Here is a 13,823-nt window from a genome sequence, read left to right on the forward strand (position 1 = left end):
AGGGATCAGGTACCATACATTTCTTGCAACACGACCATTGCAAGATCATTGCAGAATGACAAAAGGCCTTGCCCCCAGGGGCAAGGCCTTTTGTCATTCTCAAACACATCACCACAACCCAAAGCCCTCAAACTGGCCTTCCCCGCCCAAAACCGGTTGGGAAAGACCAAAGGACTTCAGTGCGCGTTAAGCGTGCGGGCCGTGTCAATCTCCGCCTGGGCAACTTGGATCTGGTGGGTCAGGTCGTTGCGCTCCACAGGGGCGGCGTCAGGGCCTAGCTGGCTCCAGGCCAGTTCAAGATTATCAAGGCGCTTCTGGGCGTCATCAGCGTCAAGCTCTTCAAGCTTGCGCACTGAATCAGCCAAGATGATGCAATGGTCAGGCGCCATGTCCACAAAACCGCCGCTCACAAAAAAGCGGTCAACGATCTTGTCGCCTTCATAGATGTCAATTACACCCCCGCGCAGATAAAGCATGACTGGCGCCATGCCGGGCATCGCGGCGATGTCCCCTTCACTGCCCGGGACAACCACCATGTCCGCCTCACGGCTGACACAGCGTTTCTCCGGGCTGACAATCTCAGCGCGCAGGGCCATGAGCTCAGCCCTCCTCTTTCATTTTCTTGGCTTTGGCGATGGCTTCGTCAATGTCGCCAACCATGTAGAAGGCATTCTCAGGCAGATCGTCATATTCGCCTGAAAGCAGAGCCTTGAAGGAACGCACCGTGTCCTTCACAGGGACCAGCTTGCCAGGCATACCGGTGAACACCTCAGCCACAGCGAAGGGCTGGGAGAGGAAGCGCTGAATGCGGCGGGCGCGGGCAACGATTTGCTTGTCTTCGTCTGACAGCTCATCCATGCCGAGAATAGCGATGATGTCCTGCAAATCCTTGTAGTTCTGCAGGATGCTCTGCACCTGGCGTGCCACCTGGTAGTGCTCCTCACCCACGATAGCTGGCGTCAGCGAGCGTGAGGTGGAGTCCAGCGGATCCACGGCCGGGTAGATGCCCAATTCTGCAATAGAGCGGTTCAGCACGGTCGTGGCATCCAAGTGGGCGAAGGTCGCGGCAGGCGCCGGGTCGGTAAGGTCATCAGCAGGGACATAAACGGCCTGCACTGATGTGATGGAGCCCTTTTTGGTAGAGGTGATGCGCTCCTGAAGGGCGCCCATCTCACTAGCCAGGGTGGGCTGGTAACCCACAGCGGAGGGAATACGGCCCAGCAGGGCGGACACTTCGGAACCAGCCTGGGAGAAGCGGAAGATGTTATCCACGAAGAACAGCACGTCCTGGCCTTCAGCGTCACGGAAATATTCCGCCACCGTCAACCCGGTGAGCGCCACGCGGAAGCGCGCACCTGGCGGCTCGTTCATCTGGCCATAGACCAGCGCGACTTTGGAACCTTCCGTGCTGTCGCCGTTGATCTTGATGACGCCAGCTTCCTGCATTTCGTGGTAAAGGTCGTTGCCTTCACGGGTGCGCTCGCCAACGCCTGCGAACACGGAAACGCCGCCATGAGCCTTGGCGATGTTGTTGATGAGCTCCTGAATGATGACGGTCTTGCCCACGCCAGCGCCACCGAACAGGCCCGTCTTACCACCTTTGAGGTACGGGCAGAGAAGGTCGATAACCTTAATGCCCGTCACCAGGATCTCCGTGGCGGCTGCCTGCTCCTCAAAGGAGGGGGCCTCACGGTGGATGGGCATGTAGGTGTCCGTCTTGACCGGGCCCATCTGGTCGACAGGCTGTCCAATGACGTTGAGGATGCGCCCAAGCGTGCCAGGGCCGACAGGGGCCATGATTTCACGGCCCGTGTCGATGACCTCGCCACCGCGCACCAGGCCGTCAGTGGTTTCCATGGCGATGCAGCGCACCTGGCGTTCACCGATTTCCTGGGCAACCTCCAGGGTCAGTTCCTGGTCGCCATTCTTGACCTTAAGGGCGTTGTTGATGTGGGGCAGCTTGCCTTCAAACTGCACGTCCACAACAGGGCCGCGCACCTGGGTGACGTGACCGATATTGGCCGTCTTGTCGGCGGCGGGTGCTTCTGTTGTCTGTGACATCGTTATTCTCTCCAGTCCTGATGCTCAGCTACCCACGACCTGGGCGCCCGAAATGATTTCGATCAGCTCCCTGGTGATGTTGGCCTGACGGGTGCGGTTGTAAGTCAGCGACAGGTCGTCAATGAACTTGTTGGCGTTGCGGCTGGCGTTGTCCATGGCGGTCATGCGCGCGCCCTGCTCGCCGGCAGCGCTGTCGAGAAGGGCAGAGTAAATCTGCACCTCCAGGTTGCGCGGCAGCAGTTCCGACAGCAGCTCCTGTTCGCCCGGCTCGAAGTCGTAAAAGCTTTCGCCTTCGCCCTCATTGCCTGATGCCGCGCTGTTGCGGTTGTCGTTCTCAGCGCGCGGCAAGGGGACTAGGGGGGTTTCAGTGGGCGTCTGCGTCATGGCGTTGACGAACTGGCTTGAGAAGAGCGTGGCCGCGTCAATCTCGCCTTTGTTCAGCATGTCCGTAACATGGTGCGCAATGCGCTTGGCCAGGTCGAACGTGATGCCTTCCTTGCCGCCGCTGCTATCGTAGGTTTTGACGACAGCACCTGGGAATTCACGCTCGAACACAGCAGCGCCCTTGCGGCCAACCGGCACGAACTTAACGGTTTTGCCAGCAGCGGTCAGCGCATTCACATGGGCATGCACCATACGCATGAGGTTGGCATTGAACCCGCCCACCAGACCACGGTCTGAGGTGATGACAATAAGCAGGTGCACATTGTCATTGCCAGTGCCCACCAGCAAGCGTGGCAGGGTGGCAGGGTCTGCCCCCGCCATGCCGTTGGCCAGCTCGCCCATCATGGTGCGCATGGTCTGGGCGTAAGGCTGGGCGGCTTCGGTTTTGGTCTGGGCATGGCGCAGCTTGGAGGCCGCCACCATTTTCATCGCGTTCGTGATCTTGCCAGTGGATTTAACACTAGTAATGCGACCGCGCAGTTCCTTCAATGAAGCCATGGTTCAGTCCTCAGCCCTGGAAGCGCCGACCGAACCCGTCAAGAAAAGCCTTGAGCTTCTCTTCGGTTTCAGGCGTGAGCTTCTGCTCTGTTTTCAGGGAATCCATGATGTCCTTCGCGTCACCATGGCGCAGTGAGGCAATCAAGGCATTCTCATAGGAGACCACCTGGTTGACGGGGACATTGTCCACGAAACCACGCGTGCCGGCATAAAGGATGACCACCTGCTCTTCAACGGAAAGCGGGGTGTGCGCAGGCTGCTTCAACAGCTCCACCATGCGCGCACCACGGTCAAGCAAGCGCTTGGTGGCCGGGTCCAGGTCAGAAGCGAACTGCGCAAAAGCCGCCATTTCGCGGTACTGCGCCAAGTCAAGCTTCATTTTACCAGCGACCTGCTTCATCATTTTGGTCTGAGCGGCAGAGCCCACGCGGGAAACGGAAAAGCCCACGTTCACAGCAGGGCGCACGCCTTTGTAGAACAGGTCCGTTTCCAGGAAGATCTGACCGTCCGTGATGGAGATCACGTTGGTGGGGATGTAGGCCGAGATGTCGCCAGCCTGGGTCTCAATAACGGGCAGGGCCGTCATGGTGCCGCCACCCAGTTCCTTGGAAAGGCGCGCAGCGCGTTCCAGCAGGCGGGAGTGGAGGTAGAACACATCCCCTGGGTAAGCTTCACGCCCTGGTGGGCGGCGCAGCAGCAGGGACATCTGGCGGTAAGCCACCGCCTGCTTGGAGAGGTCATCGTAGCAGATGAGGGCGTTCATGCCGTTGTCGCGGAAATACTCGCCCATGGAGCTGGCGGAGTAAGGCGCCAGGTACTGCATGGAGGCGGAGTCAGACGCAGTAGCGGCCACAACGATGGAATAGTCCATGGCGCCGTTTTCAGTCAGCGTGCGCACAAGGTTGGCCACAGTGGAGCGTTTCTGCCCCACAGCCACATAGATGCAGAACATCTTGTCCTTGTCATCGCCGGCTTTGGCGTTGGCTTCCTTCTGGGCCAGCATGGAATCCACCAGGATGGTGGTCTTGCCGGTCTGGCGGTCACCAATCAGCAGCTCACGCTGGCCACGCCCGATTGGCACCAGGGCGTCAATGGCCTTGATGCCCGTCTGCATGGGCTGGGAAACAGACTGGCGCGCCATGATGCCTGGCGCCATGACTTCCGCATCGCGGTGCTCAGTGGCGTTAATGGGGCCACGGCCGTCAATGGGGTTGCCCAGCGCGTCCACAACACGGCCAAGTAGTTCCTTGCCAACTGGCACCTGCACGATTTTGCGCGTGCGGGTGACGGTGTCGCCTTCGCTGATGTCGTTGCCAGTGCCGAACACCACAACGCCCACACTGTCAGGCTCCAGGTTCAACGCCATGCCGCGCTCACCTGTGCGTTCGAACTCAACCAGCTCACCAGCCATCACGTTATCGAGGCCGTAAACGCGGGCGATGCCATCGCCAATGGACAGCACGGTGCCCGTTTCAGAAACGGTTTCCGGCTGATCGAAGCTCGCGATCTGCTTCTTGAGAATGTCCGAAATCTCGGCGGGACGGATGTCCACCATCACGCGGCTCCCTTCATGGCGTTCTGCAGGCGTGTCAGACGCCCGGCAATTGATGAATCAAACAAAACGGAACCCACACGCACCGTCATCCCGCCGATAAGGGATGAATCCTGGCGTTCCGTCATGACAATGTGCTGGTACCCGGCGTCTGTAAGCGTGTTTTGGATCTGCTGGCGCTGGTGGTCAGTCAACGGGGTGGCTGTGGCCACCTCGACAGGCACGATGCCACGGCGCTTGGCGTCAAGCAGTAGCACAGCCTCCAGGATCTCCCCTAATTCGGGCAGACGGCCATTTTCCCCCACAACCCCAATGAGCCGCAGCAAGGCGTCGTCAAGGTGAAGAGCGTTGGCAAGCTCTTCAGCAATGCGCCGTGCGCTGTCGTCATTGAGGCGCGGATCATTGAGCCATGCCTGGAAGGCAGGGTCACCCTGGATGGCGTCACGCAGGGCCCGGACCTGCTGCATGGTTTCACTGTTGTCGCCCTTTGCCGGCAGATAGTCGCAAAAGGCCCGGGCATAACGCTGCGCCAGTTCCCCCGGCGCCCTGATTTGCTGTTCCTGTGCTAAGGTCACGGGCATGTTCCGTCTCATGGTTTCGAGGCCAGAAGCCAGCCAGGCCAGCCTCTCCGCACCCGGACCGGCTCAGCTTTCCAAGCTAGCCCCAATTCAGTGCGCGGCCTGTGCCCAGTCCATGTTTGGAAAAGGAACAAGCCACCGCTGAATCAGCAGTTCAGTATCGGAAAGACGCCCGGCCCTGCCAGCGCTCGGTTCCAACCCCTACCATGGGCGCCGGAAAAGCGGCAATAAATCCAGCGCCGGGCTGCCATGTGTGGATGGACTGCCAGCGTAACGGTCTGCCATGAAGTGTTTGCAAGGATGAACCCTCGCACCACAGCTTTATGAAGTTAGAGTGGGGGAAGAAGTGGTACGTACTGCACGAACACTACGCATTACGGTAACACTGCGGTTGCTGGCGTTAAACGTGCCTTAGGGCAGCCCTGGTCAGCACAGGCGCAATTGCTTAATTACTCATTGCCTACAGGCAACATGCGCCAGCCTGATGGGCCAGCCCTGGGAGGACAGCGTAGTTTGAGTTTCCAAGGGTTTCATAGATAGACAGCAACAGGCAGGAGAGGGCAGGAAGCAAGCCCTGGGCAGTACTCCTAAGTGGCACCAAGTGCGCGATCTCCTGCTGCCAAAACACCAACATGTGTGGCACGGTGCTTTTTGAAGGCATCCGAAGACGCCACCCAAAGCACATGCGCCACCCAACGGCTGTGAGGTGACCGGAGGCCAAAGCTGAGCCAAAGCTAAATTGTGTGACAAGCGCTGGAGCGGGCGAAGGGAATCGAACCCTCCTCAGAAGCTTGGAAGGCTACTGCATTACCACTATGCTACGCCCGCCTCAGTACAAGACTGGTTTGTAACTGTTGCCGGTCGCAGTGACAAGTCCAACAAGTCGTTTCAATGCCGTCCCCTGCTCCAAATTTCTTCTGACCATGGCCCAACCGTGCCTTGGGCGCCCTGGACCAGGGCAACACGTAACGCCAAACTTGTAAAACCCTGGCTTAGCCCACAAACAGGCTTGACTTATGGTGTCAAAAAGACTTTATCTTTCCCCAACAGTCCGCCTATGGGCACCTGTCTTTGCCTTTACTAGCATAGGGAGCAGGCCATGGAGGCTGTCACTAGGGGCGTAGCTCAATTGGCTAGAGCGCCGGTCTCCAAAACCGGAGGTTGCGGGTTCGAGACCCTCCGCCCCTGCCATGACTCAGACCGGCGCTGCGCATGGACGTAGCGCCGGTTTTCGTTCATGGGACCATACAACCAATCTTTGACAGAAGCGGGCAGGCCACCAGGGCCAACCCAGGATGGGGAAGCTGTTATGGCCACGGCACAGGAAACCACCAGCAACGGCGCTACAACACCAAGCCACCGATTCAGCCTGCGCGGCTATCTTGTTGGTGTGATGGAGGAACTGAAGCGCATCACCTGGCCCACTCCCCAGATGACGTTTCGCACCACACTTGCTGTGTTGGCCATGGTGACGCTCACCTGTTTGTTCTTCTTAGGCGTGGATGAAGTCATCGGACTTGGCATCCGCGCCCTCTTCGGCATCGGAGGCTGATCCATCTCATGGCCAAACGCTGGTACGTCATTCACGTCTATTCCGGTTTTGAAAAGAAAATCGCTGAGCACATCCGCACCCAGGCGGAGAAGAAGGGCCTCAGCGATGCGTTTGAGGAAATCCTGGTCCCTGTGCAGGAAGTGATGGAGCCACGCCGTGGTGGGCGCCCCGTCAGCACAGAGCAGAAATTCTTCCCAGGCTATGTGCTGGCGAAAATGGAAATGACGGACCAGGCATGGCACTTGGTCATGGACACCCCCAAGGTCACGGGTTTCCTGGGCGCCAAGAACCGCCCTGTCCCCATTACCAGCGCTGAAGCCCAGCGCATTCTCAAGCAGGCCCAGGAAGGCCTGGAAACGCCCCGCTCCAGTCTCACTTTCGTCATTGGGGAGCAAGTGCGCGTTTCTGATGGGCCCTTCACTTCCTTCAATGGCAGTGTTGAGGATGTGGATGCTGAACATCAGCGCTTGAAAGTAAGCGTTTCCATTTTTGGCCGTGCCACCCCCGTAGAACTTGAATACACCCAGGTTGAGAAACTTTCCTGAAGCAAGGTTTGGTTTCCCAAGCTTGGACCCTTGTGAGGGATGCTGACGCAATTGGAGAAGCCGCCTTTACCCAAGGGGAAGGCGGCTTTTCCATAACAAATCTTGAAATCTTGCGTTCAAGCCAGACCGAATTCCTTCATGGCGGGTAGAAAATCCCTGTTTTGACGTTCTGAGCGTGAAAGCTTAAGAAGACTAAAACGCTGCAAGGGGGTCAGAGTGCCCCATTGGGCTTGGCTTGGGACAGGCACCTTTTTAAGGGCGCATTGAGCAGCGATTTCAGATGGGCAATGATGTGGCATCACCCATAAGGTTGGATCCACAGGTGTCGTCTCCTCCACCGGAACATCAGAAAACGCCTTCAGCAACTCAACAAGTTTACCACGCCACAGCTGGCTTTCAGCATGGGTGGCGCAAGGCATTTCCAAGAGAGCTTGGCGTTCTGGCAAAGGGAGCGCCTGCCATTGCTTGCGGCTGGCGCGAATCCCTGTTCGGTCCAGCTTTTCCCGCACTGCCATGGGCATGCCGCGCAAATCATGGGCATAGCCATGTTCAAATTCAAAAACTTGTCCTGTCATGAAGGCATCCTTCAATCTCACCTCAAGCCCGGAACTTGGGCCCTTTCGTTGGGTAGTGCCAAGTAACCTGGATGGGTGAATACATCCAACACCCCCCGTTGGCAGCTGGCAAGCGCCAACCCCCCTTGCCGTGCAAGGGCGACTGCCTGCCTGCTGGGTGCTGAGACAGCCACCAACACCCTCATGCCAGCCAAAACCGCTTTTTGCGCCATTTCAAACGAACAACGGCTGCTCAACACCACGAACCCTTGGCCACGATCGTATCCTGAGCGCCTAAGCGCCCCAACCAATTTGTCCAGGGCATTGTGACGGCCTATGTCCTCACGCGCCAACAGGATATTGCCAGCCGGGTCAGCCCAGGCAGCAGCATGAAGCATACGCAGCCGCTTGTTGAAGGGTTGATGCTCACGCAGCCCTTCAACCGCTTTCAGCAAGGCGTTTGGCGAAGGGCGCTGAGTGGGCGGGAGAACAGACCTTTCAACTGGACACGTCATGAAGCTGCTGTCTTCCTGACCGCAAACCCCACAAGCAGATCCACCCACCAAGGCCCTGCCCTGCTGGCGCTGAAGCAGCCTGCTGAATGCTTCTGGCGCAAGTTGCACATCCAACCGCACCCCTTGCGCTTCCCTTTGGGTGGGTGGGCTTTCCACCTGCCATGAACACCCCACAATGTCATGCTCGTCCTGGGCTATGCCCTCAGCACAGGTGAAGCCAACGGCATAATCAGCCAAGTCAGCGGGTGTGGCCATCATGACCGCATAAGGGTGAACACCATTGTAAACAATGCTGATGGGCACTTCACCAGCAATCGCCCGCTCTTTTTCTTCAGCCATGGGCAACAAGACACCATCATGGCTTGAGAAGCGCAGGCAAGGCACCACTTCCCCCCAAGGAGGAAAAGAAGCGCTATCCCCTGGGGCCTGGGAAGGCAAAAGCGGTTTAATAAGCGTTGACCTTAGGGGGGGTGGTTACTGGCATGGCCAAGGGGTCGGCTGGCGTGGGGCATTGGTCAAGAGTTTCCAGCATCAAAGCGGCACGTTGGCTGACAGCTTCCACGCCCACACTCAAAGCGGCGGCCAAATCTCCTGGCGTGTTGGGGATGGCTGCTGGGGAAAGCCAGTCAATGGTGCTGGCGCATGTGGGCTCAGCCCCCCAACCAGCACGCTTGACGGAAAGCACCCCTTCTATAATGGCCTGGCCAGCTGCGTTACGGTCAAAACGCGTGAGGGTGAGATCAACAAAAGCTTGGGGTGGAACCGCCACAGCGGCGTTCTGGGTGAAGACCACAGCGCGCGGGAACGTGCGCTGAAGGTCGGCAGCCATAGTGTCTGTCACCAAAATGCCAGGGGGCGCGCTCCAAGCGGCGCTTTCATCCACGTGCACCTGGGGGAAAGCAAGTGACATCACCATGACGTCCCGCTCCAGCGAAGGGGCAAGGATGGTGTTGTGAACTTCCACCGCCTGTTCAGGTGCCACTGCAGGCACGGTGGGCGGGTTGAGGGGGGTGAGCTGGTAAAAAGTGGGGCTGGCGCTTGAACACCCCCCCACCAGCCCCAGAAAACCCAGCGCACCGGCTGCCAAAAGGCCGTTCACGTTTTGTTGGATGGGTTTCATGGTGATTCTCCCTGTTGCGGTGGGCGTTGAAGCCAAAGGTTAGCCCAAGGACACCTTTAATGCTGACGCCCTGTGAGCAGCGCTGACGGGTGGTAGTCCAGGTACTGAGTGGCAAAGTGGGCTGACCGCGCCAGCTGGGTCAGCTGCACGACAAGAGCCTGGAGGTCACGGTGGAAATCAGTGTTGCCGCCATAGGAAGCCAGAAGCAGGCGGGCATTGTACAAAGTGCCTTTCAGGTTGTTCATCAAGGCAGGCAGGTTCTGGTCAGTGTGCGTCAGCAGGCTGTTGAGCGACTGCAGCGATTCACGCAGCGCCACCATGGCCTGGGTGAGCTGCGGGCTGCGCACCCGCTGGTCACTGTGGACAAGCAGGTCGTTCAGGTGGTCGCCAACCTGAGTCAGGGGCATGGCGGCTATTTTATTGGCGATGACGCTCAGCGATTGCATGGCGCCGCTAAGGCCACCAGCTTCGCTGGGGAGGATGGCGATGTTGCCTTCCCATGTCAGGGCGGCTGGCTTGGTGTTGGGGGTGTAGAGCAAGTCGATTTCCGCTGCACCCATCAGGAAGCTGGAACTGCCAACAGAGGCCCGCATGCCGTCAGACACGAAACCAGAAAGGGCCTGGTAGCCTTGGCGCTGGGTTTGGTTGGGCGCCGTGCCAGCAATGCGCCCCGGTTCCAGCACCATGTCCACACGCACGCGGGGCGGATGGTGTGGGTTGGCCAGTTCAAGGCGAACGCCCGTCACGATGCCCACCTGCACCCCAAACATCACCACTTTGCTACCACGCCCCAGCCCAGCCACAGAGCTGTTGAGGTATGTCGCCACATGGAGACGCTCATGGTAATAGGTGTTGTCGGCCTCCACCTCATTGCCATAGAGCCTGAACACCGTGTCAGGCAGGGCTGGGGGCATGTGGTCCCCCACCAATTGGGGCGGCTGGCCAAAAGCCACGCCACCTGAGAACAGGGCTTGGAGCGACTGCAGGCGCACGCGCAACCCTGTGGGGCTGAAATTGACGCTTAGCCCAGAGACATTCCAGAACTTGCTGTCTGTCCGCAGGTAACGGTCGTACGGGGCTTTGACGAAAATCTGCAGCAGGACTGGCCCCACCCCACCTGGGGGCAGGGTGTAGCCCAGAACTTCGCCCACGGGCAGGTCGCGGTAAAACACAGGCGCCCCTGGCCCCAGTGAATCCAGGTTGGGCGTCACCAGCCAATAGGTGGCGCCTGGCTGGTCTGAACGAATGCCAGGCGGGTTTTCCAGCCCTTTGAAATGGGTAGTATAAACGCCATCAGGTACGCCAGGGTCAAACGCGATGTAAGCACCGCTGAGCAACGTGCTGAGGCCAGTGATGGAAGCACCGTTGATGGTGGCGCGCACCACCCAGAAACGAGCGTGGTTGGTCATGTAAGGCGCGCTAGCCTCGTTCATCTGCACTGCTACGATCACGTGGCTCATATCAGGGCTGAGCGTCACATCCTTGACGATACCCAGCGTCACGGCCTTATTCTTGACCTGCGTCTGACCAGGGACGATGCCATCGGCTGTGTCGAAATCAATGGTGACAAGCGGCCCCTGCGTGGTGAAATGCCGCCATGCCAGCCAACCTGAAATCAGGATGGCAACCACGGGGATGATCCAGAGGATGGAAAAGCGCGTTGGGCGCACGTAAGCCACGGCCTCCCCCTGGGCGGTGTTGGCTGGCGTGGCCTGTGAGGGCGGCTCTGGCTGCATGTCGAACTGTTCCACCCCCTTCACGGCTGACCCTCCGCCCCTAAACTAGCGAGGGGTTCAGGGGTGGTTGTGACAACAGGTGGACCTTTCGGGCAACCATGGCCCCTGTGGCGGCGCTTCAAAGGGTGCCTGTGCTGATGGGGCAGGAAACCTGGATGGCGCTCGTTGCGGCCGGCAGCGTCCCATACGCCGCGCGGATCGTACATATCAGCAGCAAAAATTGTCAGCACAACCACCATCGCGAAGAAAACAATGCCCGGATCCGCGGTGACATGGGCAAAAAACGAGAACCGGACCACCGCCACAAGTATTGAAATCATGAATACGTCAATCATTGACCAACGGCCAATCAGCATGACGATGTGATAAAGTTTAGACAGCCCAATGAGATGCCAAGCGCGGCGGGTGAGCTCACAATAGAGCATCAAGGCCAGTGAAACAATCTTGAGCACAGGCAGGGTGATGGAAGCGAAAAGGACAATGAGCGCCAGCACCCAGAGGTCTGCCTGCCACAGTTCATGGACGCCCCCTATGATGGTATTGGGGTAACCCTTCCCCAACCGTGCATAGGTCATGACGGGCAGACAGTTGGCAGGGATGTAGAACACGAAGGCCGCAATGAGGAAGCAGATGGCCCCTTGGACCGCATTGGGTTTGCGCCTGTGCAGAATTTGCCCGCAGCGTGGACAGTCGCCCATGTCCGCTGTGTTGGGAATAGCATGGGGGGCTAGGAGCACCAGCTCACATGTGCCGCAGGAGAGCATGTGGCGTGGCGGAGGCATAGGGTTGGTGGCGCCATCATAAGGGGGGTGGCCCTTCTCAGCGCGGACCGAACGGTGTTCCCAGATCATTTCGGCATCGAAGGTGGAATCAAGCGCTGCCATGGAAAGCATCAGTGCGCCTAACAGGAAGGTGCCTGGCAGCAGGATGACCAACGCAAGGTCAATCAGCTTGGTGTAGGCCACCAACAGGCCAATGACGTAGACCTCCACCATGGACCAAGGCCGCAGTCGTTCATACCAAGCCAAAAGAGGACGGCACCATGTTGGCAGGTCGTCCTTGCCCGCCCCGTAAAGGATGGCACACATCATCAACAGGACAACGCCTGGCAGGATGACGCTGGTCAGCGCCACCAGAACAGCGATGATGCCCATGCCCTGGCTGACCAGCTGATGGGGGCCGCTCATCATCACAATGACGTTCACATGGCCGTACACATTTAGCATCATGACGCTGCTGACCAGCAGGGCCCCATAAAAAGCCAGCGCTGCAATGCAGAAAGCCCAAGGCCCCCCCAAGGTGGCGGTGCGGCGGCGGCGTTCCAGCTGGCTACCGCAGCGGCAGCATTCGGCAACCTCTCCTGGGAGCACAGCAGGCAGGCGCTGGAAAAGCCCACATGTCCTGCATTCCATAATACCTGTAACGATGCGCAGTTCACTGCTATGGTGCGGGTTGTCCACACAGCGGTGATGGCCCAGGCTCCACAGTCCCGTGTGAAAGTGATGGCTGCGAAAAAAAGGTATTTTCGCAAGAAAAGAGGCCAACCAACGCAGCATGGTCTGTTCATGCCCGCAGTCAGGCGGGGGGTCAACAGCTGCTTGCGTCTGCCCAGCTGCGCAGCACTGCCACCATGCCCCCACACAGCCTAAGCCGCGCCCTTGCCCCCTGCCCAACACTTTTCAAAAGAGGGGCGCCCAAACAGTTGCCCTGTGGCGGTGGCTGGGCTATATGGCTGTGCAGCGTGATTGCCGGCGTAGCTCAGGGGTAGAGCAACTGATTCGTAATCAGTAGGCCCTCGGTTCAATTCCGAGCGCCGGCACCAGCGTCTTCCCTTGGCCATTCCCCAAAATCTGCCAACCCTCATGGCTTCATGCAGCCGATGTGCTGTGGGCTTGGCGTTGCCAGCTTTGGGTGCCCCTATTCCCCCATGTTTTTATTGCCGTCTTTTTTGCTGCACGGCACATGGCCTCATTTGGCTGCGTTGCCTCCAGACCTGCCCTTACTGGTTCCGCCAGGCTGGCTGGGGTGGCGCTATGGCCAACGTGCGCGGCGGTTTTGGCAGGCGCGGCGCACGGCACGCGCCTGTGGGCAGCGCTGGGTGGCAGCGCGTGCTGGGCAGGCACGCCAACACCATGACTTCCTGAGCCAGGACGCGCTGGCTGACCTCAGCTACCAAATCAGGGAGGCCCTATGTTCGGCTGGCCTGGCTGAATGGCAGCCGCGCGCATGGGCCTGGAGCGCACAAACCTTGAAAAGGGCCAGCCGTGCCTTCCAGAAAGGCGCCCTTGCCAACCCTTCCCCCCAACAGCCCCTGCTTACCTACAGCCCAGACATGGATCCTTTGGCCTATGAGGATTACTGCGCCGCCCTGCTGGCCCATGAAGGTTGGCAGGTGGAAATGACCCCCCTTTCGGGGGACCAGGGGGCAGATGTCATTGCCAGCTGCAACGGGGTGAAGCTGGTGGTGCAATGCAAGCTTTACAGCAAGCCTGTGGGCAACAAGGCCGTTCAGGAAGTGGTGGCGGCGCGCCAATTCCATCAAGCTCAAATGGCCGTTGTGGCCAGCAACGCCCGTTACACGCGCAGCGCCCGCGAGTTGGCGGCGGGCACGGGGGTACTGCTTCTGCACCATGCGCAGCTGCCTGCCCTGCGGCCATGGGGCTGACCA

The 13,823-nt window shown here is 59.1% G+C and carries 13 protein-coding genes and 3 tRNA genes; 5 read left to right on the top strand and 11 right to left on the bottom strand.

Translation table 11 applies throughout. The features are described from left to right. Positions 1-176: 176 nt before the first annotated feature. The 6 genes from atpC to E3E12_RS03730 all read right to left on the bottom strand — a co-directional run bounded on the left by atpC (position 177) and on the right by E3E12_RS03730 (position 5,961). Complete coding sequence (gene atpC / locus E3E12_RS03705; RefSeq protein WP_141443111.1) at positions 177-596, bottom strand: ATP synthase F1 subunit epsilon; 420 nt, start codon at positions 594-596, stop codon at positions 177-179. Between the two features lie 4 nt (positions 597-600). After that, entirely contained in the window at positions 601-2,061 is a 1,461-nt protein-coding gene (gene atpD / locus E3E12_RS03710) for a F0F1 ATP synthase subunit beta (RefSeq protein WP_141443112.1), read from the bottom strand. Between the two features lie 24 nt (positions 2,062-2,085). Further along, on the bottom strand, positions 2,086-3,003 hold the full coding sequence (locus tag E3E12_RS03715) for a F0F1 ATP synthase subunit gamma (protein WP_141443114.1): 918 nt from the start codon (positions 3,001-3,003) through the stop codon (positions 2,086-2,088). A gap of 10 nt (positions 3,004-3,013) precedes the next feature. Next, positions 3,014-4,555: a F0F1 ATP synthase subunit alpha gene (atpA, locus tag E3E12_RS03720; protein WP_141444050.1), complete on the bottom strand. Its 1,542-nt coding sequence runs from the start codon at positions 4,553-4,555 to the stop codon at positions 3,014-3,016. Positions 4,556-4,557: 2 nt separating this feature from the next. After that, positions 4,558-5,148, bottom strand: a complete 591-nt coding sequence (gene atpH, locus E3E12_RS03725; protein WP_240810566.1) for an ATP synthase F1 subunit delta — start codon at positions 5,146-5,148, stop codon at positions 4,558-4,560. A 739-nt stretch (positions 5,149-5,887) separates the two neighbouring features. Beyond that, a tRNA-Gly gene (locus E3E12_RS03730) sits at positions 5,888-5,961 on the bottom strand. Between the two features lie 286 nt (positions 5,962-6,247). Between E3E12_RS03730 and E3E12_RS03735 the strand changes: the two genes are divergently transcribed. From E3E12_RS03735 to nusG, 3 genes are all read left to right on the top strand, one after another. After that, positions 6,248-6,324 (top strand) — tRNA-Trp (locus tag E3E12_RS03735). 118 nt (positions 6,325-6,442) lie between these two features. Further along, the gene (gene secE, locus E3E12_RS03740) at positions 6,443-6,685 is read left to right on the top strand and encodes a preprotein translocase subunit SecE (protein ID WP_141443115.1); all 243 of its coding nucleotides are present in this window, start codon (positions 6,443-6,445) and stop codon (positions 6,683-6,685) included. Between the two features lie 8 nt (positions 6,686-6,693). Continuing rightward, positions 6,694-7,230, top strand: a complete 537-nt coding sequence (gene nusG, locus E3E12_RS03745) for a transcription termination/antitermination protein NusG (RefSeq protein WP_141443117.1) — start codon at positions 6,694-6,696, stop codon at positions 7,228-7,230. 116 nt (positions 7,231-7,346) lie between these two features. On the opposite strand, the gene E3E12_RS03750 is transcribed toward nusG, so the two are convergent. The 5 genes from E3E12_RS03750 to E3E12_RS03770 form a co-directional block, all read right to left on the bottom strand. Then, positions 7,347-7,805: a nitrate reductase associated protein gene (locus tag E3E12_RS03750; RefSeq protein WP_141443119.1), complete on the bottom strand. Its 459-nt coding sequence runs from the start codon at positions 7,803-7,805 to the stop codon at positions 7,347-7,349. 17 nt (positions 7,806-7,822) lie between these two features. Next, positions 7,823-8,638 (bottom strand): formate dehydrogenase accessory sulfurtransferase FdhD, encoded by an 816-nt coding sequence (fdhD, locus tag E3E12_RS03755; protein ID WP_141443121.1) that lies wholly within the window; start codon positions 8,636-8,638, stop codon positions 7,823-7,825. A gap of 106 nt (positions 8,639-8,744) precedes the next feature. Next, positions 8,745-9,419, bottom strand: a complete 675-nt coding sequence (locus tag E3E12_RS03760) for a PqiC family protein (RefSeq protein WP_141443123.1) — start codon at positions 9,417-9,419, stop codon at positions 8,745-8,747. Positions 9,420-9,475: 56 nt separating this feature from the next. Beyond that, positions 9,476-11,155 (bottom strand): PqiB family protein, encoded by a 1,680-nt coding sequence (locus E3E12_RS03765; RefSeq protein WP_141444052.1) that lies wholly within the window; start codon positions 11,153-11,155, stop codon positions 9,476-9,478. A gap of 20 nt (positions 11,156-11,175) precedes the next feature. After that, positions 11,176-12,615 carry a paraquat-inducible protein A gene (locus E3E12_RS03770; RefSeq protein ID WP_240810567.1) on the bottom strand — a complete coding sequence of 480 codons (1,440 nt, stop codon included), beginning with the start codon at positions 12,613-12,615 and terminating at the stop codon, positions 11,176-11,178. A 287-nt stretch (positions 12,616-12,902) separates the two neighbouring features. On the opposite strand from E3E12_RS03770, the gene E3E12_RS03775 reads away from it, so the two are divergent. Then, a tRNA-Thr gene (locus E3E12_RS03775) sits at positions 12,903-12,977 on the top strand. A 150-nt stretch (positions 12,978-13,127) separates the two neighbouring features. After that, positions 13,128-13,820, top strand: a complete 693-nt coding sequence (locus E3E12_RS08960; protein ID WP_240810568.1) for a restriction endonuclease — start codon at positions 13,128-13,130, stop codon at positions 13,818-13,820. Positions 13,821-13,823: the final 3 nt, after the last annotated feature.

This window comes from Formicincola oecophyllae (assembly GCF_006542395.2).
Lineage (GTDB): Bacteria > Pseudomonadota > Alphaproteobacteria > Acetobacterales > Acetobacteraceae > Formicincola > Formicincola oecophyllae.

Coding starts and splice junctions, on each gene's coding strand:
- atpD (WP_141443112.1), bottom strand. CDS start 2,061: ATGTCACAGACAACAGAAGCACCCGCCGCCGACAAGACGGCCAATATC.
- nusG (WP_141443117.1), top strand. CDS start 6,694: ATGGCCAAACGCTGGTACGTCATTCACGTCTATTCCGGTTTTGAAAAG.
- E3E12_RS03760 (WP_141443123.1), bottom strand. CDS start 9,419: ATGAAACCCATCCAACAAAACGTGAACGGCCTTTTGGCAGCCGGTGCG.
- atpH (WP_240810566.1), bottom strand. CDS start 5,148: ATGAGACGGAACATGCCCGTGACCTTAGCACAGGAACAGCAAATCAGG.
- E3E12_RS03715 (WP_141443114.1), bottom strand. CDS start 3,003: ATGGCTTCATTGAAGGAACTGCGCGGTCGCATTACTAGTGTTAAATCC.
- E3E12_RS03765 (WP_141444052.1), bottom strand. CDS start 11,155: ATGCAGCCAGAGCCGCCCTCACAGGCCACGCCAGCCAACACCGCCCAG.
- E3E12_RS03750 (WP_141443119.1), bottom strand. CDS start 7,805: ATGACAGGACAAGTTTTTGAATTTGAACATGGCTATGCCCATGATTTG.
- atpC (WP_141443111.1), bottom strand. CDS start 596: ATGGCCCTGCGCGCTGAGATTGTCAGCCCGGAGAAACGCTGTGTCAGC.
- secE (WP_141443115.1), top strand. CDS start 6,443: ATGGCCACGGCACAGGAAACCACCAGCAACGGCGCTACAACACCAAGC.
- fdhD (WP_141443121.1), bottom strand. CDS start 8,638: ATGGCTGAAGAAAAAGAGCGGGCGATTGCTGGTGAAGTGCCCATCAGC.